This window comes from Halomonas sp. 72 (genome assembly GCF_052379785.1).
Classification (GTDB): domain Bacteria; phylum Pseudomonadota; class Gammaproteobacteria; order Pseudomonadales; family Halomonadaceae; genus Vreelandella; species Vreelandella citrativorans.
In genome coordinates, this window is sequence record NZ_JBQSYY010000006.1 from 125299 (window position 1) to 148657 (window position 23359).

Genomic DNA, 23359 nt, shown 5'->3' on the forward strand with positions numbered 1-23359 from the left:
CTAACTAGTCTTACAGCAGTATCACAGATACAATACTAATCATAATTAATCAATTTATTAGCCGAAAAATAGCGTTTTAATTTATGAGAGCAGGCGAATTATTGTTTGTTAGCAATCTTTCATGAGCAACAATTAATACTCTAATATCAAAAGCTTAAGAGATCATCTTTTTCGAGATTATTGATGGAATTTGAAGGATTAGCCAAGCGTTTAATTAACAGCGAGCTGCTAAGCATCGACCAGGCCGAAAAAGCAGAAACAGCGTCACTCGCCTTGGGAGTATCATTATTACGCTATGTAGCTGAACAAAGACTCGTGGACGCTAGCGCCGCCGCTTCTGCAGCTGCCTGGGAATATGGCTTTCCAGTGATTGATTTAGAGACTCTTCAGCTAGAAGCGCTGCCCACAGCTACCAGCTTTCCTGTCCATCTTTTAACATCCTTAAAAGTCCTGCCTCTGGCTCAACGGGGGCGTCATCTCACGGTCGCCATTTTCTGCCCATCAGTCCTGTCTCAACTTGATGAGCTAACATTCTCTCTAGATGTCGTTAGCATTGAAGGAATTTTGGCCCCGTTCGATCAGCTTGAGACCGTATTAAATAGCTACCTCACCCATCATAAATATGCCTCTTTAGGTTCCATCAAGCATCTGCCTGATTATAAATTGGCCTCTGAAGATGACGATTTTCAGCTTGAGGACATGGCCCAAAGCATAGAAGACGGGCCTGTCGTTGAATTCGTTAATAAAGTACTGCTGGACGCTATTGATCGGGGTGCTTCAGACATTCACTTCGAGCCCTATGAGCAACGCTACCGTATTCGATTCAGGATTGACGGCGTGCTTATTGAAGTTGCTCAGCCACCACTGACAATGCGAAATCAGATAGCAGCACGCTTGAAGATCATGGCTCGCCTTGATATCTCGGAGCGTCGCCTTCCACAAGATGGAGCCATTAAATTCTCGGCAAAACGCCATCAAACGTTAGATTTGCGTATCAATTCATTGCCGACCGTTTACGGCGAGAAGGTCGTATTACGTCTGCTTGATCCTACCTCTCTTCAGCTTGGCATTGACCAATTGGGCTTTTCAGATACCCAGAGGGGGCTCTATGAAAAAGCACTCAAACAGCCCCAGGGAATGATTTTAGTCACAGGCCCTACTGGCAGTGGTAAAACGGTCTCACTCTATACGGGCATCGCACTACTCAATCAAGTAGAGCGGAATATCTGCACGGCAGAAGATCCTGTTGAAATCAAGGTAGCAGGTATTAATCAAGTGAACGTGCTACCCCACATTGGACTGGATTTTGCCAATGCACTGCGCGCCTTTCTCCGTCAGGATCCTGACGTAGTGATGGTAGGTGAAATACGCGATCTTGAAACTGCGGAGATTGCAATAAAAGCAGCACAAACAGGTCATCTTGTACTTTCAACCGTGCATACCAATTCTGCGGCAGATACCCTTACGCGCTTATGCAACATGGGAGTATCGGCATTTAATATTGCAAGCTCGGTGAGTCTGATTATTGCGCAACGCTTAGCTCGAAAATTATGCAGTCATTGCAAACAGCCTACGAACATCCCCATGGACGCCATCTCCAGCGAAGTTACCAATGAAGATATCCTTCAACAAGCAACCTTTTATCGTGCTGAAGGATGCAAAAAATGCACACATGGATATAAAGGCCGGGTGGGCATCTATGAAGTGGTTCCCGTTTCCGAAACGATTCGGCAGCTCATTATGCACAACGCGTCCGCACTTGAGATTAACGAGCAGATCAGAAAGGAAGGACATGCCAGCCTTCGCCAAAGCGGCTTTTATTATGTTATCCAAGGCATTACCAGCCTGGAGGAAATTAATCGTGTCATTAAGGAGTAACGCTTGACTCGATATGCCGTTAAACGTAAAGCCAAGTCACCCCGCTTGTATCGCTGGAAATGGACAGGGACGGTGGGCCAAACACGTTTACTACATGGTGAAATTATCGGCCATAGCAAGGTCGCCGTTACCGCCGAGCTACGCAAACAAAATATTGACGTGCGGCGTGTCGCTAAAAAAAGCGACCTGAGTAGCCAAGGACGTATAAAACCTCGCGATATCATGATTTTTTCACGCCAGCTGGCAACGATGATTCAAGCGGGCATCCCCCTATTACAGGCTTTTCAGGTAGTGGCTGAAAGTCTGAAAAAACCGTCGATGGTGGCGCTTATTCATCAGCTAACCAATGACGTAGCATCAGGGACAAGCTTTTCTGACGCCTTACGATACCACCCTCAATATTTTGATCGTTTGTTTATTAATCTGGTTGATGCAGGCGAACAGTCCGGCACACTTGACAAAATGTTAGAGCAAAACGCGGTTTATAAGGAAAAACTAGAGTCCCTAAAGGGGCGTGTCAAAAAGGCGTTGTGGTATCCGACGACCGTTTTGCTGACCGGCATCGCGATTACACTGCTATTACTTATTAAAGTGGTACCTCAGTTTGAAAGCATGTTTCAAAGCTTTGACGCTGAGCTACCGGCGGTGACACAGCTAACCGTCGACTTATCGATGCTGGCCCAACAACTATGGCTACCTTTACTGGGAACAGCCACAACAGTGATTCTATTGCTGCGATGGCTGACGCGCCGCTCTCCAGCGCTTGTCTACCTGCTTCATCGCCTTTTGCTACGTATTCCTGTTATCGGCAACATCATTGATAAAGCGGCTGTTGCACGATTTTCCCGTACCTTGGCCACGACGTATGCATCCGGCATTCCTCTGGTAGAAGGGCTTGCAACTGCGGCTGGCTCAACGGGCAATAAGGTATATGAACAAGCGGCACTCCAGACACAAAAGGAGGTAGCAACAGGTCAGCAGCTGCATTTTTCAATGCGAATGACCAACCGTTTCCCTGCTTTAGCGATCCAGATGGTAAGCATTGGTGAAGAAGCCGGTGCCCTTGATACCATGCTCCACCGTGTAGCCAGTTACTACGAAGAAGACGTCGATAACCAGGTGGATGCGCTGACGTCTTTAATGGAGCCCCTCATTATCATTGTGCTGGGCATTTTGGTGGGGGGAATCGTCGTTTCTATGTATTTACCTATTTTTAATCTGGGTACCGTCATCTAGGTATTCTGAGGAGCATTATGAGTTCTCTTACGCTGAGCACCGGCCTGGTGGTTTGTTTGCTGGGCCTCTGCTTGGGTAGCTTTGCAAACGTTGTTATCACTCGTCTTCCTGTCATGCTAATGCGTCACTGGCGGCTTGAGGCTCGTGCGGCTCGTGCGGCTCTTGAGCTGCCTATGGAACAAGCACCTCGCTTTAATATTGCGACACCTCGCTCACAATGCCCACGCTGCGAGAGCTCCATCGCCTGGCACGATAATATTCCCTTAATCGGCTGGGTTAAACGACGCGGCCGCTGTGCAAACTGCCACACCCGCATTAGCTTGCAGTATCCCCTTGTAGAATTAAGCAGCGGTGTACTGGCCCTAACAGTTGCACTGCTGCAGGGCATAAACCTCTCCAGCCTGTTTATTTATGCAGCCTGCGTAACCCTTCTCGTACTGGCCGTGATCGATCTTCGCACCTACTTGTTACCGGATGTTCTCACCCTTCCCTTGCTGTGGGCTGGCCTTGTCTATCAACTCTTATTTCAGCCCTACTTATTAACCAATGCCGTCGTTGGTGCGATGGTGGGTTACCTGATCCTTTGGAGTTTTTACTGGCTATTTAAACTAACCACTGGAAAAGAGGGCATGGGGTATGGTGATTTTAAGCTTCTAGCCGCTCTTGGCGCTTGGTTGGGCTGGAGCTTCCTGCCCCTGCTCTTACTGCTCTCAGCCGGAATAGGTGCTGTTGTAGGCGTTGTGGCACAGACACGCTTTCCACACTTACGTGGCGCACCGCTTCCTTTTGGGCCTTTTCTCGCGCTAGCAGGCTGGGCATGCCTCCTGGCAGGACATGACCTTATCGCCCTTTATTTGTCCTTTTTCCCTGGGGTTTAATACAAACCAAGAAGGTATATTGCATCTCATGCCCAAAGCGGCGCCTACATGGGCGTAATGCGCTATAGGTACCGACTTTCTACGTAAAAACACGTAAAATAGCGTTTTAAAGAACGCAATAAAGGGTAGCTATGATTATTGGCTTAACCGGGGGCATTGGTTCGGGTAAATCAACCGTAGCGCGCGCGTTTGAATCGCTAGGGGCCAGCTGGGTAGATGCAGATACCGTTGCCCGCGAAATTGTGGCACCAGGTGAGCCTGCCTTAAGCGCTATTATTGATTATTTTGGTTCAGATATTGTCAAGCAAGATGGAACGCTTGATAGAGCCGCTTTGCGTTCAATTATCTTTGAAGATCCACCCAAGCGTGAATGGCTAGAGTCGCTTACTCATCCGGTTATCAGAGAGCGGTTAGTTGCGCATTTAACCTCTCTATCCCACGATTCACCCTATGTACTTCTCGTTTCACCGTTACTTTTTGAGTCAGGACAAAACATGCTGGTCACCCGAACAATTGTGGTTGACGTGCCCACCGATGTTCAGCTTTCCAGAACACTCGCTCGTGATGACGTAAGCCCTAAACAGGTACGTGCCATTCTTGCAGCGCAAATGTCTCGTGAAGAGCGCTTGGCTAACGCCGACGATGTGATAGATAACAGCGGAGATTATGACTTTATGATGCGTCAGGTTGAGCGTCTGGACAGTATTTATCGCACTCGTTAATTCAATTTTATCTATATATTTCAGGATTATTATGACTCACCCTGCTAATGATACTCCCATGGAAGTTAACTGCCCCCACTGCGGCCAAAAAGTGGCTTGGGCACCAGAGAGCACCTACCGTCCTTTTTGCAGCAAGCGCTGTCAATTAATTGATTTTGGCGCATGGGCTGAAGAGTCTCACCGTATCGCAGGCGAGCCAGCCATGGATGAGGCTGACTTGGATACCCTTCTGGCACAAGCGGATAAAGATGCGCCTCTTTCTTAACGAATGGTTTTCACGGTGAGGTAAATATTGGTCATGCAAGAGCCCGATGTAACCGCTTATCACTTATTGCATGAGCTTGATCATCGATTTGATAATCTGGTTTGCGCTATTGAAGCGGCGCTGGTGCTTTACGAAAGGCAGCGCCCGGCGGCGTGGGTCATGCATCAGCCGTCCGTCGAATTAAACTGGCTGCGAAACGCACTGCTGGATATGTGGCACCAGGAAGGCCAAGACGGTCGTGAAACGCGTAATTACATAGGAGTGATTGCCGCTGGCACTCCCCTTATTGAGGCAGTTGGCACTATTAACCATGCTAAAACAGCAATTAGCGAGTTAATCCATAGGATAAAAGAGCTCTCTCCAAAAGCATTCGGAGAAATCAAGCAACGCCTGCCACAACGCCACCCTCAAGTAGATAATGTATTGCGCCGTACCGGGCTTGCCAAACTCCACCTGAAACAGTGTTGGCGACAAATACCGATTGCTGAAGCGCCGGTTTCGCGTATACGGCTTGCCTGGTACAGCAGCGGGCGCTCTATCAAACGTCTCAGCGTGCAGGAAGCGGAGAAAAAGCTCATGCAACTGGATACCGAAGCGCCGCATATACGTATTCAACTGCGCAAGCTGGCTGGCCTTCCTAGCGACGAAGCGTTGGCACAAGTACAAGCGCAGGCGCCTTTGATGCGGGCGAACCTTTTTTTTACTGAGCCTTTACTCGACGGGCACTCACGGCGGGCGCTCAATATTGCCATGCCGCTGTTTGTGCCCGCTCCTGACCAACGCCTGCCCCATATCAACTTGCCGCCGCTACACCCTCCTACGGAACGCACACGGGCAAGAAGGCGCGATGAAAAGCTTGAGCACGAAGCGTTTTTACCCAGCTTGCGTATTTATCGCTACCGATCCTGATCAAAGGCCTAACCACCAGTGAGATCAGGCGCTTGATGTTGTGGCCAGAGCTCATAAAACAACAGCGTTGAAATGAGTTCGTGCAGCTCCTGGTCCGATTGGTTGTACTCATCCATTAACGCTTTCAAGCGCTCTCTAAACAAGCGCTCTCGTTCTTGTGAGCGTTTTACTGCGTCATCTTCTTCTAACGCTGCCAATGAGCGTACCGGTGGCCCGGTTGGAATATCGAAGTCACTCTTAGGATCTTCCAACTGGCGCAAAGCTTGCGCAAATGCATCATCCAACTCACGAAACTTACGCAGCTTGTCACGTTCATCCGACTGTTTTGGAGTTTTGTGATATTTCATTGATGTTTCATTCATACCTTACTTGAAATGGTCGAAGTACCGCCACAACAGGTATTTCCACAAGAGATACCCAATGCCGCACAGCCAGCCTGGAAGTCTGCCGTGCATCTCGGTGCAGTGGAATTACCACCAAGCGATGACAACAGGTTATCGGCCAATGCCAATAGCCTTACGAGAAAAGGTTCAACATATCATTCACTAAAAACGTATAGGACGTAAACGACAAAGCCTATATGCCGACTAACTCACATCCCCGGAAACGCTATTAAAGGCATAGCTATCCAATAGCGTTTTAAAGGCAAGACGAGCAGCCACAGAATCGTACACAAAAAAAATCAAACAATAGTCAACACGATACGATGGGGCAAGCTATATGCACAAGCGACCCATGTATGTCAGACAGCAACTCGATATTCCCGGACAGCGCCCGCCTTTCAATAGTGATATCAAATCAGGTCAAGCCTGTTTTTAATAAACCATAAAAGAGCGTAGTGTACAAACAGAATACTCTCCACAACAGAGTACTCTCCACCCTTTGCTCTTACCAGCACAGAGCAGCAGCGTGACCGGTCTACTGCCGAGCTGATAGAAGCAGTTGAATATGCCACTGAGCTAGACAAGGAACGGCTACAGGCTACTTAGCATATCCATACAAAACCGTATTGCCAGAAAGGCGACGCGATGGGCTCAACGGATAGCCAGTATTGGGCGTATACCTGGAAATAGCAATGGCACTCACCGTATGCTGCATCAAATAGCCCATGAAGGCACTTACAGCCTCGCCAACCGTCTAGCCTAGCTCGCCAAGCGCCATACATGCTATAGGGCGACGCTATCCTTCCTGCAAGCTATGTCACAGCAACGACACGGCCATATCAGCGACACGATTACCAAACACGCTAAATAATTTCAAGCTGGCAAAGAGTGCAGCACTAACTTTTGTGGCGCTAAGCTAACGGGAGATATTTTTTTAATATTGAATAGCTATCGGGCCCATTGTGAGCCGCGCACCGGAAATCTGCCTCTTGTTAAAGCAAAACCGGCATTTCTTAAGAGAAGTGCCGGTAGTTGCTAATTAATCTTCCATGCTTTCCAGCCAGGACTCAACAGTTTCGTCACCGTATTCATCCTTCCAGCTACGCAAACCTTTATGGTTACCACCACGGGTTTCGATAATTTCGCCCGTATTGGGGTTTTTATACGTTTTTAGGCGACGCTTACGGCGACTAGCATTATTGCTGCCAGAAGCTTTGGTGCCACGTTGATCGTTTGTCGGATCCAGCAGGGCGATAACATCTGCAGGACGCTTACCAAATTCATTCATTAGCGCTTCAAGCTTAGCCTTGAATTCCAACTCGCTTTTTAAACGCTGGTCTCCTTCAAGACGCTGCAAGTCTTCTTGCAACTGCTTAAGTTGCTGCTCTTTTTGGATATATTCGTTTAGAAGTGACATGGGGAGTCCTTATACTTCAGATTTATCTTCTGGATATTGAATTGACACTCATCATATCCATTAGTTCAGAATGCGCGCTCATTATTACTTTAAAAGCACTAATTGACAATAGTCTAGTGTACTTTCATTCAATTACTAAGAGGTTTTTTAAGCGAATAGCGTACATTTAAAAGTTTTTAAGCAGGTTGGTAAATCTAATTTAATACAACTAACTGGCTTAGAAAACAGCTTGTTAATAAGCAAAAAAGCGCCGCCCATAGGGCGACGCTTCTTAGAACCAGCGACTAAATAGCTTAGTCTTGGCCCATCTGCTGCTTGATCAGGTCACCGATGGTGGTCGGGCCACCAGCTTCGGGTTCCTGGTCACGCAGTTTCTTCAGGTTCTGACGAGTATCGTCCTGCTCTTTCGCTTTGATCGACAGATTAATCTGACGGCTCTTGCGATCGACATTGATGATACGCGCTTCAACGCTGTCGCCTTCATTCAGCACATTGCGCGCGTCTTCAACACGGTCAGCACTGATTTCAGAGGCTTTGAGGATGGCAATAACATCGGTTGCCAGCTCAACGTGTGCTTCTTTTGCGTCTACTTCAACAATACGGCCAGTCACCATGCTGCCCTTATCGTTAACAGACAGGTATTCAGCAACAGGATCGGAATCCATTTGCTTGATACCTAAAGAGATGCGCTCACGCTCAGGATCGATAGACAGAATAACGGCTTCGGCTTCATCACCTTTCTTGAAGTTACGAACCGCTTCTTCGCCAGTTTCTGTCCAGGAAATGTCGGACAGGTGAACCAGACCATCGATACCACCTTCAAGGCCGATGAAGATACCGAAGTCAGTGATTGACTTAATGGTACCTGAAACACGGTCGCCCTTGTTGTATTCAGCGTTGAACGTTTCCCACGGGTTAGCAGTACACTGCTTGATACCCAGAGAAATACGACGACGCTCTTCGTCGATATCCAACACCATGACGTCAACATCGTCGCCCACTTGGACAACTTTAGACGGATGGATGTTTTTGTTGGTCCAGTCCATTTCAGAAACGTGAACCAGACCTTCAACGCCCTCTTCCAGCTCAGCAAAGCAGCCGTAATCGGTCAGGTTAGTGACCACAGCGTGTACTTTGGTGCCTTCCGGGTAACGCTGCTTAATGTTGACCCACGGATCTTCGCCCAATTGCTTCAGACCCAGTGAAACGCGGTTGCGCTCACGGTCAAACTTAAGCACTTTAACGTTGATTTCGTCGCCAACAGCAACGATTTCAGACGGGTGCTTAATACGCTTCCACGCCATATCGGTAATGTGCAGCAGGCCGTCAACACCACCCAGATCTACGAACGCGCCGTAGTCTGTCAGGTTCTTAACGATACCTTTGATCTGCTGGCCTTCTTGCAGCGTTGCCAGCAGCGCTTCGCGCTCGGCACTGTTTTCAGCTTCAAGTACAGCACGACGAGAAACAACAACGTTATTACGCTTCGGATCAAGCTTGATGACTTTAAAGTCCAGCTCTTTATTTTCCAAATGCGCAGTATCGCGAACCGGACGTACGTCGACCAAAGAACCCGGCAGGAAGGCACGGATAGAGTCGACATCGACAGTGAAGCCGCCTTTGACTTTACCGTTGATCACGCCTTTGATGATTTCGTCTTTCTCGAAGGCGGCTTCCAGAATCTTCCAAGCTTCTGCGCGCTTGGCTTTTTCACGGGACAGACGCGTTTCACCGAAGCCATCTTCTACGGCTTCTAGTGCAACGTGAACGTCGTCACCGATAGCGATGTTTAACTCGCCATTTTCATCGCGGAATTGTGCCGCCGGGATCTGGCCTTCAGATTTCAGACCAGCATTGACGGTAACCCAGTCGCCATCGATGTCGACAACTTGAGCCGCGACGATAGCGCCTGGCTCCATGTTAATGTCGTTAAGGGACTGTTCAAACAGTTCAGCAAAGCTTTCGCTCATGGTTTTCCTACGTGATCAACGTTGTTGAGGCATAAATGCCTTCTCCGTACCACCAGCGAGTACGGGCCTAATGTCACTCTGCCTTTGGAGGTGTTAACGCTGGTTAGACCTGACCGGGCTCTCTGATATGAACGATCATATGAACTGCCGCCCTGCCATGTCATGACACCTTTCCAAAAACGCCGCAAGGGAGAATCAGGTGCCGGATGCTAACCCTTTTTGGGCAAGCAATTCCGCCAACCGTTCAACCACTTCCGGTATGCTCAGACGCGTGGTATCAAGCGTAATGGCATCATCTGCCGGCTTGAGAGGTGCCACGCTGCGCTGCGTGTCGCGTGCATCGCGTGCCTGAATCTCCTTCAAAAGACTCGAAAGACTAGCATTCATACCCGCTTCCTGCAACTGAAGATGGCGGCGACGCGCTCGCTCCTCAGCACTAGCAGTTAGAAATATCTTTAGCGGCGCGTCTACAAATACGACGGTGCCCATATCACGGCCATCTGCAACAAGGCCTGGCGCCTTCTGAAAATCTCTTTGCCGCTGAAGCAGAGCCGCGCGCACAGCGGGAAGCGCTGCCACCTGGGATGCCAACTCGCCAGTGTGCTCAGTCCGGATTGCCTGGCTTACCTCATCACCTTCAAGCAGTGTGCGGGGCTTACCATTTTCAATGGGAAATGCCACATCCAGCGATTCGGCTAATGCAGCAACAGCCGCTTCGTCATCAAGCGCAATACCATGCTTAACCGCCGCGGTGGCGGTTAGCCTGTATAACGCTCCGCTGTCGAGCAAATGCCAGCCTAAACGCTCGGCAACCAAACTGCTGATGGTTCCCTTGCCTGCCCCACCTGGCCCGTCAATGGTCAGAACAGGGATAGGCTTAGTCATTCTCGCCCTCCACGTTAACCCCCATGCCGATTTTATTGGCAAGCTCAACGAAGGTGGGGAACGACGTAGCGACATTGGCGCAGTCATCAATAATAATGTCATCACTTGCGCGTAGTGCGGCAATGGCAAAGGCCATAGCGATACGATGGTCACCTAAACTATTAACGCGCCCACCACCGTAGCTTGCAACCTCGGCATTGGCGTTACCGATAATATCGATTCCGTCGTCAACCACGGTATGTTCAACGCCCAAAATCGCCAGCCCATCAGCCATGGCCTGAATACGGTCAGACTCTTTGACACGCAGCTCTTCTGCACCACGAAGACGCGTGGTGCCAGCAGCATTTGCCGCCGCAATAAACAGCGCAGGGAACTCGTCAATCGCCAAGGGCACTTGATCAACCGGGATATCAATACCTTTCAAGGGTGCATAGCGGATACGAATATCAGCAACCGGCTCGCCACCCACTTCCGCTTCGTTAAGAAGTTCAAGGTTGGCGCCCATTAACGTAAGAATATTAATAACACCAACGCGAGTCGGGTTTATACCGACATGCTCCAGAGTGATGTCAGCACCCGGCGTTATTGCAGCCGCCACCATAAAGAACGTTGCCGATGAAATATCAGAAGGAACGTCAATGGGGCCAGCGCTCAAGGCACCGCCACCTTGCAACCAACAGGTGTCCCCTTCGCGTGACACAGAATAACCAAAACCATTAAGCATACGCTCGGTATGGTCACGCGTTGGTGCCGGCTCACGCACCCGCGTCTCACCTTCAGCATAAAGCCCAGCCAACAGCAGGCATGATTTCACTTGAGCACTTGCCATAGGCATGTCGTAGAAAATACCTTTGAGCGCCGCGCCACCTTTAATTTTAAGCGGCGGCCGACCACCTTCAGCCGTCTCAATGGAGGCACCCATCAACCGCAACGGGTCCGCCACGCGTCCCATGGGGCGTTTGGTTAGCGACTCATCGCCGGTAAGCTCGCTATCAAATGCCTGCCCGGCTAAAAGCCCCGAGAACAGGCGCATCGCCGTTCCTGAGTTGCCCACATAGAGTGGTCCGGCCGGAGCCTTAAGCCCCTTCATTCCCACGCCATGGATAGTGACACACCCCTGGTGAGGCCCCTCAATCGCAACGCCCATCTCACGAAACGCTTGCAGCGTCGCCAGGCTATCTTCACCTTCAAGAAACCCTTTGACCTCGGTGACGCCTTGAGCCAGCGCTCCTAGCATAATAGAGCGGTGTGACATCGATTTGTCACCCGGTACGCGCAAATGGCCTTTCGCTTGGCCGCCGGGCCGAACTCGGTAGGTTACCTTGCCTTGTGGTTGCATATTGTATTCCGCTTGGTAGCTGGTTTTATTCAATAACGTATCAAAGTAATGGCGTGCGTGGCTGGCACGATCAAAGGTCGCAATCAGGGCATCGCTATCGCCTCGCTCAATCGCGTGACGTAACTGGGCCAGGCCTTCTTCAAAATCATCTAAAGATGCCAGAACCGCCTCACGGTTAGCCGTAAAAATATCCCGCCACATGACCGGGTCGCTGCCTGCTATACGCGTAAAGTCGCGAAAACCACCGGCGGCATAACGGAAAATCTCAAGCCGCTCATCCTGACGGGCTAGCGTATCCACCAGAGAAAAAGCCAGTAAGTGGGGTAAATGACTAGTGCGTGCAAGGACCTGATCATGGCGCTCAACGTCCATCTCCAACACATTCGCGCCGCAGACCTGCCACAACGCACGCACGCGCGCCAACGCATCACAATCAACCTCTGGTTCAGGCGTCAAAATAACGTTGTGATCAGCAAAAAGGCGCGGATTAGCCGCCGCCACACCGCTCTTTTCCGACCCTGCAATAGGATGCCCCAACACCATATTGGCTGGCACCGCACCAAACACACGCTCGGCGCAGTCACGAATAGTGGCTTTGGTACTGCCCACATCGGTTAGCACCACATTGGCCGCCGCTTGCGAAAGCACGCCTGCCAACGATGCCATCACCGGCTCCATGGCAAGCACGGGCACCGCGAGGACGATCATGGTCGCGTCTGCCACCTGGTCAGCGAGAGTGACGCCCCCCGTATCGATTAACCCCATCTCGACACCGCGAGCGATTTCATCTTCGCTTGGGTCGCAAGCCACAATCACGCCATTAAACCCTGAGACGCGCAGCGCTGCTGCGAGTGACCCTCCAATCAAGCCGAGACCAACGATCAATAGCCGCTGTTCATTACAGGAAGGTGCTTCAACGACCGATGATGCCATAGCGGTCACAGCACGCCCTGCGGATAGGAACCTAAAACGCGAAGTTCCGAGGCGCGTAACCTTACCTCTTCCAACACGGCAGCAACGCGCGGTTCGTCAGCGTGGCCCTTAAAATCGATAAAGAAGACATAGTTCCATACGCCCGTACGTGATGGGCGCGTCTCGATGCGCGTTAAATCAATATGATGCCGATGGAAAGGCTCAAGCAGGTCGTGCAGTGCGCCAGGTTGGTTACGCATGGCCACGACAATGGAGGTTTTATCATCCCCTGCCATTGGCACACGCTCACTACCAATAATCAAAAACCGGGTCGAGTTATCCGGGCGGTCTTCAATTTTGTCAGCTACGCGCTCAAGCCCATACAGTTTGGCCGCCATATCGCCTGCAATGGCCGCACTGTGCCATTCAGTTTTGACCAGCTTGGCAGCCTCTGCATTCGAGGAAACAGGAACCCGTTCGGCGTGTGGGTAATGTGCATCCAGCCACTTTCGGCATTGGCCAAACGACTGGGGATGCGAATAAATGCGGGAGATTTTATCGCGACGCGTCGTATCACTAATCAGCAGGTGATGGTGAATGCGTAGCACCACCTCGCCACAAATATGGATAGACGAATCCATAAACGTATCGAGGGTATGATTTACAACGCCTTCTGTTGAATTTTCAACAGGCACTACGCCATAGTTAACGGCACCCGCTTCTACTTCACGAAACACTTCATCGATAGCTGCCATGGGTAGGCTAATGGCGCTTTCGCCAAAGTGCTTTAGTGCCGCCTGCTGAGTAAACGTCCCTTCAGGACCCAGATAAGCGACTTTGATCGGCTGCTCAAGCGCCAAACAAGCCGACATGATTTCTCGAAACAGCCGCGCCATTTCTTCAGAATCCAGCGGCCCCTTGTTAAGCGACATAATCCGTCGCAGCACTTGCGCTTCACGCTCAGGACGATAAAACACCGCATCCTTATCGTGAGCCAGCTTTACATGCGCCACTTTTTGAGCACAGTCAGCGCGCTCACTGATCAGGCGTAGTATATCGCCATCAAGTTGATCGATACGTTGGCGCAGGTCGTCCAGATTGATCGACGAGTCGGACATGATTATTAGCCTCTTCGCTGTTCAAAATCAGCCATAAAAGCAACCAGCGCATCAACGGCTTCTTCGGGTACTGCGTTATACAAGCTGGCACGCATACCGCCCACGCTACGGTGCCCCTTTAGATTCAGTAGCCCCGCTTGGTCGGCCTCTTGCAAGAACGCTTTATCGAGGGCTGAATCAGCCAGCACAAACGGCACGTTCATACGCGATCGATTAGCCACTGCAATGGGGTTGCTATAGAAATCGCTGGCATCAATCGCGCCATAAAGCTTTTCTGCTTTACGCTGATTAATGGCATCCATAGCCACCAGGCCACCGACATCATCACGTAACCACTGGAATACAAGCCCTGCCAGGTACCACGCATAGGTTGGCGGCGTATTCACCATTGACCCAGCGTCTGCGAGCATTTGGTAATCAAACAGCGACGGAGTATTGGGGACCGCCCGGCCGAGCAAATCATCACGCACTACGGCAAGGGTTAGACCTGCCGGCCCAATATTTTTTTGGGCCCCAGCAAAGATAACGCCAAAGTCTGCAACATTAATGGGCTTGGACAAAATATTGGAGGACATATCGCAGACCAACGGCACATGCTGGCCATCTTCGCGTACAACCTGCGGCGTATAGTCAAATTCAAGCCCGCCAATCGTCTCATTGGAGGTATAGTGCAGATAGGCCGCATCCGCACTTAGCGTCAACGCATCCTGGGAAGGTACATTCACATACCCACCCGCCTCACTGTTTCCAGCCAAGTGGCACGCATAGCCAAGTCGCTTGACTTCGCTAATCGCTTTTTTGCCCCAAATGCCCGTTTGGATAAAGTTGGCACTACCGCCCTGGCCCAGCAGGTTCATCGGCAGCATGGCAAACTGCATGCTGGCGCCCCCCTGCAGGAACAGCACCTTATAGTTGTCGGGCACACTTAGCAGCTGACGGAAATCGGCTTCCGCCTGCTCAGCAATGGCTATAAATTCATCACTGCGATGGCTCATCTCCATAACGGATAAGCCACGCCCTTGGTAATCTACCAGCTCGTTGCGGGCTCTTTCGAGCACCGCAACAGGCAGGGCCGCTGGCCCTGCACAAAAGTTATAGTGACGTGTCATCAGTCGCCGTATCCTGTGCGCTGTCGCCCGCGTTGTCTGGCTCACCCTCTTCATCCAGTGCTTCAAGTTCACTGTCACCAGGCTCATCAACACGAACTGTTTTAACCAGTTTTTCTTCTTTACCCAGACGAATCAGCATAACGCCCTGGGTGTTGCGTGAGGTGGTAGACACCTCTTCCACACGCGTACGTACCATCGTCCCGCGGTCTGTAATCAGCATCATCTCATCGCTGTCATAAACCTGCATGGCCGCCACAAGGGCACCGTTACGCTCGCTGGTCTGCATGGCGATAACCCCTTGGCCACCACGCCCGCGCAGCGGAAACTCTTCCAGGCGTGTGCGCTTGCCATAACCATTTTCGCTGGCCGTTAGAATGTAGATCTGGCCTTCTGCCTGGGTGCTTTCAGCAACGGTTTCTTCTGCCTCATCAACATCCGTATCAGCCTCAGCATCAATCTGCTGGCTCTTGGGAATGATCAGACTGATAACCTCAGCACCCTCTGCCAAGCGCATGCCACGCACACCTCGAGCGGTACGGCCCATTGCGCGAACATTACCCTCTTCAAAACGGATCGCTTTACCGTTAGAAGAGAGCATCATGGCGTGGTCAGCGCCTGACGTAATAGCAGCACCCACCAGGCGGTCGCCCTCTTCAAGGTCAATGGCAATCAGGCCAACGCTGCGCGGACGCGAGAACTGCTCCAGGCTGGTGCGTTTCACCGTACCATTGGCGGTCGCGAAGAAAATATAGTGCTCGGGGTCGTAGTCACGCACCGGCAAGATGGCGTTAACCGACTCACCCTCTTCAAGCGGCAGCATATTGACCAGCGGTTTACCGCGCGAACCACGGCTCGCTGAAGGCATCTCGTAAACTTTCAGCCAGTACACTTTACCGCGGTTGGAGAACAGCAGAACGGTGTCATGGGTCGACGCAACGAGCAGATGCTCAATCACATCCTCATCTTTCATCGATGTTGCCGACTTACCGCGCCCACCACGCCGCTGCGCCTGGTAATCCGAAAGCGGCTGAGTTTTGGCATAGCCGGAACGCGACACGGTCACCACCATGTCTTCTTCGGCGATCAAATCTTCGATTGAGAGATCCAGATGGCTTGCCTGAATCTCTGTACGCCGGTCATTACCATACTGGTCGCGCACGGCATGCAGCTCTTCACGAATCACTTCCATTAGCCGGTCGGCCGAGGCAAGAATTTCGGTGAGTTCTGCAATTTTCTCAAGAATAGAGAGGTACTCATTGAGCAGCTTCTCAGTCTCAAGACCGGTCAGACGATGTAGGCGCAGCTCAAGGATAGCTTGCGCTTGAGCAGGCGATAGGCGGTATTCGGTCGCGGAAGGATTAAGGCCAAAGCTTTCATCCAGCTCTTCGGGCTTGCACGAGGTAGCACCTGCACGCTCAAGCATGCCGGTAACCTGCCCCGGTTGCCATGTTTTCGCCAGCAGCTTCTCTTTCGCCTCGGCTGCGCTGGGCGAGGCTTTGATCATCTCGATGATGTCGTCAATGTTCGAGATAGCCACCGCCAGACCTTCAAGAAGGTGGCCACGCTCACGGGCTTTTTTAAGCTCAAACAGCGTCCGGCGCGTCACTACCTCACGGCGGTGACGAATAAATGCCTCTAACATCTCTTTTAGGTTCAACGTGCGGGGCTGGCCATTTTCCAACGCCACCATGTTGATACCAAACACGTTTTGAAGCTGAGTCTGAGCAAAGAGATTATTAACGACGACTTCACCCGATTCGCCACGCTTAATCTCAATAACCACGCGCAAGCCGTCCTTGTCCGACTCGTCGCGCAGTTCGGCAATGCCTTCGATCTTTTTCTCTTTAACCAGCTCGGCGATTTTTTCAATCAAGCGCGCCTTGTTCACCTGATAAGGCAGCTCGGTAATGATGATGTGGTCACGGCCGGTTTTATCATGGTGCTCAATTGTATGGCTAGCGCGCACATGGATGCGGCCACGCCCGGTGCGATACGCATCTAAAATGCCAGCGCGGCCGTTGATAATCCCCGCCGTGGGGAAATCAGGGCCAGGAATGTACGCCATCAAGTCATCCACCGACAGCGTGTAGTCATCAATCAGCGCTAAACAGCCGTCAATCACTTCGCGCATATTATGCGGCGGAATATTGGTTGCCATGCCCACGGCAATGCCCGACGAGCCGTTAATCAGCAGGTTGGGAACTTTAGTAGGCAAAACGGCAGGGATGCGTTCGGTGCCGTCGTAGTTATCGACCCAATCGACGGTATCTTTCTCAAGATCGGCAAGAAGCTCGTGCGACAGACGCGACATGCGCACTTCGGTATAACGCATGGCAGCAGCGTTATCGCCGTCGATAGAACCGAAGTTACCCTGGCCATCGACCAGAACGTGGCGCATTGAGAAGTGCTGCGCCATACGTACGATAGTGTCGTAAACCGCACTATCACCATGCGGGTGATATTTACCGATGACATCGCCGACAACACGCGCCGATTTCTTGTACGGTTTATTCCAGTCATTCCCCAGTTCATGCATGGCGAAGAGCACACGCCTATGAACAGGTTTCAAACCGTCACGCACATCGGGTAGCGCGCGGCCGATAATGACACTCATCGCATAGTCGAGATACGACTGTTTGAGCTCGTCTTCAATATTGACGGGCAAGATTTCTCTGGCGATGTCACCCATGAAAGTCAGATCCTTTGCACTGCATTGGCACTGCGAGAGTTGAAAGCGCTAAAAGTACCGCCTTTAAAAAAAGACGATGCGCAGATACTGCTACATCATACCACTGCATCCGCACCAAGGGCAGCCAGGACACTCCCCTTGATTATTAAGGCGTAAACTGCTCTTTGGTAAGTAGTAATGCATTCAGCCGCTCGGCAAGCTCATTTTCAATCACCGAGGCTTTATTCGCCCGCATATCGAGAAGCACAAACGTAAGATCGGCCTGTGCAACTAATACGCCATCGCTGCGATAGATGCGATGATGACACAGCGCACGGCGTTCTCCTACCTCGACGATCCCCGTCAGAATAGTCAGGTCATCGCCCTGAACGGCGGCGGCGCGGTAGTCAATATTCAGGTTCACCACCACAAACGCCTGCCCCGCCTGATGAAGCTCGCTAATCATCGCTGGGTGCTCATCAAAAAACGCCCAGCGCCCCTCCTCCATAAACTCAAGATAGCGTGCATTATTGACATGCCCGTAGCCGTCCAAGTGGTAGCCACGTACACGCAGCTGAACGCGAGAAGGTAATACCGACATAACAACTCCTTTTAATAAACACAAGCGCAAGCCAACAGGCTCATTAGCCACTACCTCAATCAAACACAGGTTTAAAACACATACAACTTATACCTAAGCGGCAAGGTGCTGGCAGGAACGCCCCGCTTTCGACATAATGTGCCACCTTTTGGATAGGACTGGTGACATGTGGTTTAAGCACCTGCATTTATATCGCCTACATGGCGCCCCTGAGCTCGACAGTTCAACGCTTGCCGACGCATTGCAAGCACATGCGGCCAAACCGCTCGGCAATGCGGATGCTCGCCGACTAGGCTGGACAGCACCAGCAGGCCGCCTTGGCGGCGGTCAACTGCTACATGAAATCCAGGGCCACCGACTGTTATCCGTGCTACGTCAAGAACGCCTGCTACCTGCCTCTGTTGTCAAAGAGGAAGTCGACGAGCAGGTCGCTGATATAGAAGCGCGCGAAGGTCGCAAGGTGACGCGCAAAGAGAAAACCGCGCTTAAAGAGCAGGTGACGGAAGCGCTTCTGCCTCGTGCCTTTGTACGCAGCCAAAAAATTGACCTTTGGTGGGACACACGACGTCACTTGATCGGCATCAATGCCAGCTCTCGTACCCGTGCTGAAGACTTGCTAGACCTGTTACGAGAAACCTTAGGCAGCCTCAAGGCAACGCCCTTGTCATCCCAAACACTGCCTATTCGTGCGATGACAACATGGCTTGGCGACCCTGCAAACCGCCCGGCAGATTTGCAGCTGGGTGACCAGGTGGAACTTAAAGCCAAAGGCGACGATGGCGTTCTCCGCGCTCGCCAGGTTGACCTGGATAGCGATGAGATACAGCAGCTACTTGAGAGCGGACGCCAGGCAAGCAAGCTCGCCATGAGCCTTGAAGGCCGATTAAGCTTCGTTCTGCATGATGACCTGGCTCTGAAATCGTTGCGTTTTGGTGATGCCTTGATTGAAGAGGCCGACCATGCTGACGACGGCGATGACGCTCTGGCCCGGCTTGAAACCGACTTTATTTTGATGGCCCAAGCGTTATCCAATGACATTGTTCGTCTGATAGAGTGGCTGGGTGGTGAAAACAAGCAGGAACCTGCTGCCCCGTTAGGTAACTAAAGGGTTGATCGCGCTGCTATGAATTGTTCTTTATTGTTTATCATCCAACGGATCGCATGACTCATCACAACGACGCACCCAACGCACTGAACGCCGCTGACCCATGGGCGGATATACGCCCTTATACAGACAACGAAGTGGCCGATGTTCTCGCGCACCTAGCCCGCGATAGCGAGCTTCTTGATGCGCTTACTCGTTTTCGCCTTCCCCGCATGGCGCGCTGGGTTCCGCCGCTTGCCCGAAAGCTTGCAAGCCACGCGATACAGCGTGAAGTAAAAGGTGTGGCAACGGTGCGCGATTTTCAAATGCGCATCGCAAGCTACATGGATCGCATGATCCGCACCACTACCGACGCGTTTGAAGTGGCAGGCTTGGACAAGCTCGACCCAAATAGTGCTTATCTGTTTATTGGTAACCACCGGGATATTTCGCTCGACCCCGCGTTCGTTAACTACGCACTCTACCAGGCGGGCCGCGATACGGTGCGCATTGCCATTGGCGACAACCTGCTTAAAAAGCCCTATGTCACCGATCTAATGCGGCTCAATAAAAGCTTTATCGTCCCCAGAAGTGCGCGCGGAAAGCGTGCGATGCTGGCAGCGTACCAACAGCTTTCTGCTTATATTCGTTACTCAATTACCGATGACCAGCACTCCATCTGGATGGCTCAGCGTGAAGGCCGCGCCAAAAACGGCATTGACCGCACCGACCCCGCTATTATCAAGATGCTGACCATGGCCAAGCGTAATGCCGAGCGAGACATGATGTTTGGTGAAGCGGTAGCCGAACTCAAGCTGGTGCCTGTCTCGATTAGCTATGAATATGACCCTTGCGACGTGCAAAAAGCGCAGGAGCTACACGACGTGGCAACAGAAGGTAGCTATGCTAAAAGTGAATTTGAAGATATTCGCTCTATCGTTGCTGGCATTACCGGTGATAAAGGCAGAGTACAGCTGCGTTTTGGCTCCCCGGTAGGCGCCGACATGGCGACTCCCGATGAAGTAGCCGCTGAGATTGATCGTCAGGTTATCGGTGGTTACCGCCTCTTCCCAAGCCACTATTTAGCCCTGGAAGCACTCGGTGAAGCGCCGGAGTTGGTTGCCCGTAAAACCATCACTCGCCAGGACCGCGAACGCTTCCAGGCGCGAATGGCGGCGGTGCCGGAGAATCTGCGTCCTTACTGGCTGGCTCAGTATGCCAATCCGGTAAAACACAAAGCAGGCCGTTTAACGTTAACGTAGTAGGCTAAATCACTGGTCTAAACGTAGACAAGCCATACTCGCTGCACTAAAAATGCTATGGTCAATGCATGGACTGGCTTCGCTTGATAATCAGCTCAAGCGCCGCGTTAAGGAGACTCTTATGTCTGCATCAGAAATTCAAAAAACACGTATTATTAATGAACTGCGCGGTTTCATACGCAAACTGCTTCAAGATCCTGACATTCTTGGTCAGTCGCTGGTAATCGCGCGTCAGCAATTAAGCGAAGGCAGCAGCCCGGCAGTAATGGCGCGAATCGCCAATGAGATATCTGGCACTACCAGTGTCCACATTCCGGAAGATCCTGCCGAGCATTCAGAGGCTGACAAACTGTTTTTAGAGCTTTTAAAAGAGGTCGTTCAAGAAGAGCAGGCACTTTACTAACCACCCGACATCAAGACTGCACGCGCTTTAACGTCAATTTAAACGCCTGCATCGTACCTTGTTACCGGCCAGCTGCCGGCTAACTTCGCCGTTTTATTGTTATCGTCTAACCGGAATTATCATTCACCATGTCTAACTCTGCCACGCGCAATATTCTGGTGACCAGCGCGCTCCCCTACGCTAACGGAGCGATCCACCTCGGTCACTTACTTGAATATATCCAAACCGATATCTGGGTACGTTTTCAGAAAAGCCGTGGCCAGCAGTGCTACTACGTTTGCGCCGACGACGCTCATGGTACGGCCATCATGCTGCGTGCCGAGCAGGAAGGTATTACGCCTGAAGCTTTGATTGACCGCGTCTCACGCGATCACCAGGAAGACTTCGCTCGCTTCAACGTTGACTTTGACAACTACCATTCCACGCATTCGGAAGAGAACCGGCACCTCAGTGAGGTTATCTATAAGCGTCTGCGTGATAAAGGCCATATCGCCACCCGCGATATAGAGCAGATGTACGACCCGCAAAAAGGCCTGTTCCTGGCGGACCGTTTCATCAAAGGCACCTGCCCGAAATGCGGCACCGACGACCAGTACGGTGATAATTGCGAAAAGTGTGGTGCCACTTACACCCCTGCTGACTTGATCAACCCGGTATCCGCCATTTCCGGCGCAATCCCGGAAGTACGCTCTTCAACCCATTACTTCTTTAAATTGCCGGACTTTGCCGAGTTCCTGCAGCGCTGGATCAACGATGGCCACGTACAGCCACAGATTCGTAACAAGCTGATGGAGTGGTTTGAATCAGGCTTTAACGAATGGGATATCTCCCGTGATGCGCCCTATTTCGGGTTTGAAATCCCCGACGCGCCGGGCAAATACTTTTATGTATGGCTTGATGCCCCTATCGGTTACTTAGCCAGCTTCAAGAATTTGTGTGACCGTGACGGCATTGATTTCGATAGCTACTGGAATAAAGACTCCAACGCCGAGGTCTACCACTTTATTGGGAAAGACATTGTCTATTTCCACGCACTTTTCTGGCCAGCCATGCTGCATGGCGCTGATTTACGCACGCCCACCGCGGTAAATTGCCACGGCTTTCTGACCGTAGATGGTGCCAAAATGTCGAAGTCACGCGGCACCTTTATCAAGGCTTCGACCTATGCCGATTACTTGAATCCCGAGTACTTGCGCTATTACTTCGCTGCCAAACTGACGTCCAAAGTGGACGACCTGGACCTCAACCTGGATGATTTTGCCGCACGGGTTAATTCAGACCTCGTGGGCAAAGTGGTTAACATTGCCAGCCGCTGCGCCGGGTTCGTTAAAAAGTTAGGTGGCGGCACCCTTTCAGCGCACTGCGCCGAACCGCAGATGGTCGCCCGATTTATCGCCGCGGGCGATGACATTGCCGATGATTTTGAAGCACGCGAATTTAGCCGTGCCATGCGTAAAATCATGGAGCTGGCGGATGAAGCCAATACCTATATTGCCGAGAAAGAGCCTTGGGCGCTCGCTAAGCAAGATGGCCGTGACCAAGAAGTGCTCGAGATTTGTTCAGTCGGCATCAACCTCTTCCGCCAGTTGATGGTGTACTTAGCCCCCGTGGTACCCACCATGGCCACTCAGGCACAAGCCTTCTTGAAGCTTGATTCACTTAACTGGGAAAGCCGCCATAATGTGCTGGTTAATCATGAGGTGGAGAAATTCAAACCTCTTATGACCCGCGTAGAGCGTGACAAAATTGACGCCATGATTGAAGCCTCCAAGGAGGATCTGGTGGAAGAGCAAAAGCTTAAAGAAGCTCCCAAAGGGCCTCTAGCAGATGACCCCATTGCCGCCGAAATTAGCTTTGACGACTTTGCCAAGGTAGACCTGCGCATTGCCCGGATCACCAAGGCACAGTACGTAGAGGGCGCGGACAAGCTGCTGCAGTTAACGCTGGATTTAGGCGGTGAAACCCGCAACGTTTTCTCCGGCATTCGCAGCGCCTATGCGCCTGAGGCGCTTGAGGGACGTCTTACCGTCATGGCAGCCAACCTTGCGCCGCGTAAAATGCGTTTTGGCCTTTCCGAAGGCATGGTACTTGCCTCTGCCAATAAAGACGGCATTTATCTGCTTTCACCTGACGCTGGTGCCGAACCCGGCCAACGTGTAATGTAGCCGACCTTCAAGCACTTCCGGGGGGTAGAGACGACCAAGCTCTACCCCCTTCTTACGTGGATTGCTTAATAAACCTTTTATAAGACTCTCCGTTTAGGCCTGATTATGCGTCGGCACTTCTCTCAATCACTGCGTTTTCAATTTTTAGTAGCGTT

General features: G+C 51.4%; 19 protein-coding genes. 10 read left to right on the forward strand and 9 right to left on the reverse strand.

Features of this window, described 5'->3' with window-relative positions:
- The first annotated feature begins 183 nt into the window (after positions 1–183).
- From pilB to ACT3T6_RS08755, 6 genes are all read left to right on the forward strand, one after another.
- Positions 184–1878: a type IV-A pilus assembly ATPase PilB gene (gene pilB, locus ACT3T6_RS08730; protein ID WP_193053500.1), complete on the forward strand. Its 1695-nt coding sequence runs from the start codon at positions 184–186 to the stop codon at positions 1876–1878.
- Between the two features lie 3 nt (positions 1879–1881).
- Positions 1882–3114 carry a type II secretion system F family protein gene (locus ACT3T6_RS08735; RefSeq protein WP_193053499.1) on the forward strand — a complete coding sequence of 411 codons (1233 nt, stop codon included), beginning with the start codon at positions 1882–1884 and terminating at the stop codon, positions 3112–3114.
- A gap of 17 nt (positions 3115–3131) precedes the next feature.
- Positions 3132–3992, forward strand: coding sequence for a prepilin peptidase (locus ACT3T6_RS08740; protein ID WP_193053498.1), 861 nt, complete (start codon positions 3132–3134; stop codon positions 3990–3992).
- Positions 3993–4123: 131 nt separating this feature from the next.
- Positions 4124–4714: a dephospho-CoA kinase gene (gene coaE / locus ACT3T6_RS08745; protein ID WP_193053497.1), complete on the forward strand. Its 591-nt coding sequence runs from the start codon at positions 4124–4126 to the stop codon at positions 4712–4714.
- Positions 4715–4745: 31 nt separating this feature from the next.
- Positions 4746–4979 carry a DNA gyrase inhibitor YacG gene (gene yacG, locus ACT3T6_RS08750; protein ID WP_172116555.1) on the forward strand — a complete coding sequence of 78 codons (234 nt, stop codon included), beginning with the start codon at positions 4746–4748 and terminating at the stop codon, positions 4977–4979.
- Between the two features lie 33 nt (positions 4980–5012).
- Positions 5013–5888 (forward strand): DNA replication terminus site-binding protein, encoded by an 876-nt coding sequence (locus ACT3T6_RS08755; RefSeq protein ID WP_193053496.1) that lies wholly within the window; start codon positions 5013–5015, stop codon positions 5886–5888.
- 8 nt (positions 5889–5896) lie between these two features.
- Here the strand turns inward: ACT3T6_RS08755 and ACT3T6_RS08760 are convergent, their stop codons facing one another.
- The 9 genes from ACT3T6_RS08760 to ACT3T6_RS08800 all read right to left on the reverse strand — a co-directional run bounded on the left by ACT3T6_RS08760 (position 5897) and on the right by ACT3T6_RS08800 (position 18290).
- Positions 5897–6235 carry a hypothetical protein gene (locus tag ACT3T6_RS08760; RefSeq protein WP_193053495.1) on the reverse strand — a complete coding sequence of 113 codons (339 nt, stop codon included), beginning with the start codon at positions 6233–6235 and terminating at the stop codon, positions 5897–5899.
- A gap of 1075 nt (positions 6236–7310) precedes the next feature.
- The gene (locus tag ACT3T6_RS08765) at positions 7311–7688 is read right to left on the reverse strand and encodes a histone-like nucleoid-structuring protein, MvaT/MvaU family (RefSeq protein ID WP_172116552.1); all 378 of its coding nucleotides are present in this window, start codon (positions 7686–7688) and stop codon (positions 7311–7313) included.
- Between the two features lie 293 nt (positions 7689–7981).
- Positions 7982–9658, reverse strand: coding sequence for a 30S ribosomal protein S1 (rpsA, locus tag ACT3T6_RS08770; RefSeq protein WP_172116551.1), 1677 nt, complete (start codon positions 9656–9658; stop codon positions 7982–7984).
- Between the two features lie 195 nt (positions 9659–9853).
- Entirely contained in the window at positions 9854–10543 is a 690-nt protein-coding gene (gene cmk / locus ACT3T6_RS08775; protein ID WP_193053494.1) for a (d)CMP kinase, read from the reverse strand.
- Complete coding sequence (locus tag ACT3T6_RS08780; RefSeq protein WP_193053493.1) at positions 10536–12815, reverse strand: bifunctional prephenate dehydrogenase/3-phosphoshikimate 1-carboxyvinyltransferase; 2280 nt, start codon at positions 12813–12815, stop codon at positions 10536–10538. The genes cmk and ACT3T6_RS08780 overlap by 8 nt, the downstream gene beginning before the upstream one ends.
- Before the next feature lie 5 nt (positions 12816–12820).
- Positions 12821–13912 (reverse strand): prephenate dehydratase, encoded by a 1092-nt coding sequence (gene pheA / locus ACT3T6_RS08785; protein ID WP_172116548.1) that lies wholly within the window; start codon positions 13910–13912, stop codon positions 12821–12823.
- Between the two features lie 5 nt (positions 13913–13917).
- Positions 13918–15021, reverse strand: a complete 1104-nt coding sequence (serC, locus tag ACT3T6_RS08790) for a 3-phosphoserine/phosphohydroxythreonine transaminase (RefSeq protein WP_193053492.1) — start codon at positions 15019–15021, stop codon at positions 13918–13920.
- On the reverse strand, positions 15005–17710 hold the full coding sequence (gene gyrA, locus ACT3T6_RS08795) for a DNA gyrase subunit A (protein ID WP_172116546.1): 2706 nt from the start codon (positions 17708–17710) through the stop codon (positions 15005–15007). The genes serC and gyrA overlap by 17 nt, the downstream gene beginning before the upstream one ends.
- Positions 17711–17855: 145 nt before the next feature.
- Positions 17856–18290, reverse strand: coding sequence for an acyl-CoA thioesterase (locus tag ACT3T6_RS08800; protein WP_193053491.1), 435 nt, complete (start codon positions 18288–18290; stop codon positions 17856–17858).
- Between the two features lie 166 nt (positions 18291–18456).
- Between ACT3T6_RS08800 and ACT3T6_RS08805 the strand changes: the two genes are divergently transcribed.
- The 4 genes from ACT3T6_RS08805 (at position 18457) to metG (ending at position 23204) form a co-directional block, all read left to right on the forward strand.
- On the forward strand, positions 18457–19395 hold the full coding sequence (locus ACT3T6_RS08805) for a recombination-associated protein RdgC (RefSeq protein ID WP_193053490.1): 939 nt from the start codon (positions 18457–18459) through the stop codon (positions 19393–19395).
- 56 nt (positions 19396–19451) lie between these two features.
- On the forward strand, positions 19452–20636 hold the full coding sequence (locus ACT3T6_RS08810; RefSeq protein WP_193053489.1) for a 1-acyl-sn-glycerol-3-phosphate acyltransferase: 1185 nt from the start codon (positions 19452–19454) through the stop codon (positions 20634–20636).
- Between the two features lie 121 nt (positions 20637–20757).
- Entirely contained in the window at positions 20758–21039 is a 282-nt protein-coding gene (locus ACT3T6_RS08815; protein ID WP_087105533.1) for a hypothetical protein, read from the forward strand.
- A gap of 128 nt (positions 21040–21167) precedes the next feature.
- Entirely contained in the window at positions 21168–23204 is a 2037-nt protein-coding gene (gene metG / locus ACT3T6_RS08820; RefSeq protein WP_193053488.1) for a methionine--tRNA ligase, read from the forward strand.
- The last annotated feature ends 155 nt before the right edge of the window (positions 23205–23359 follow it).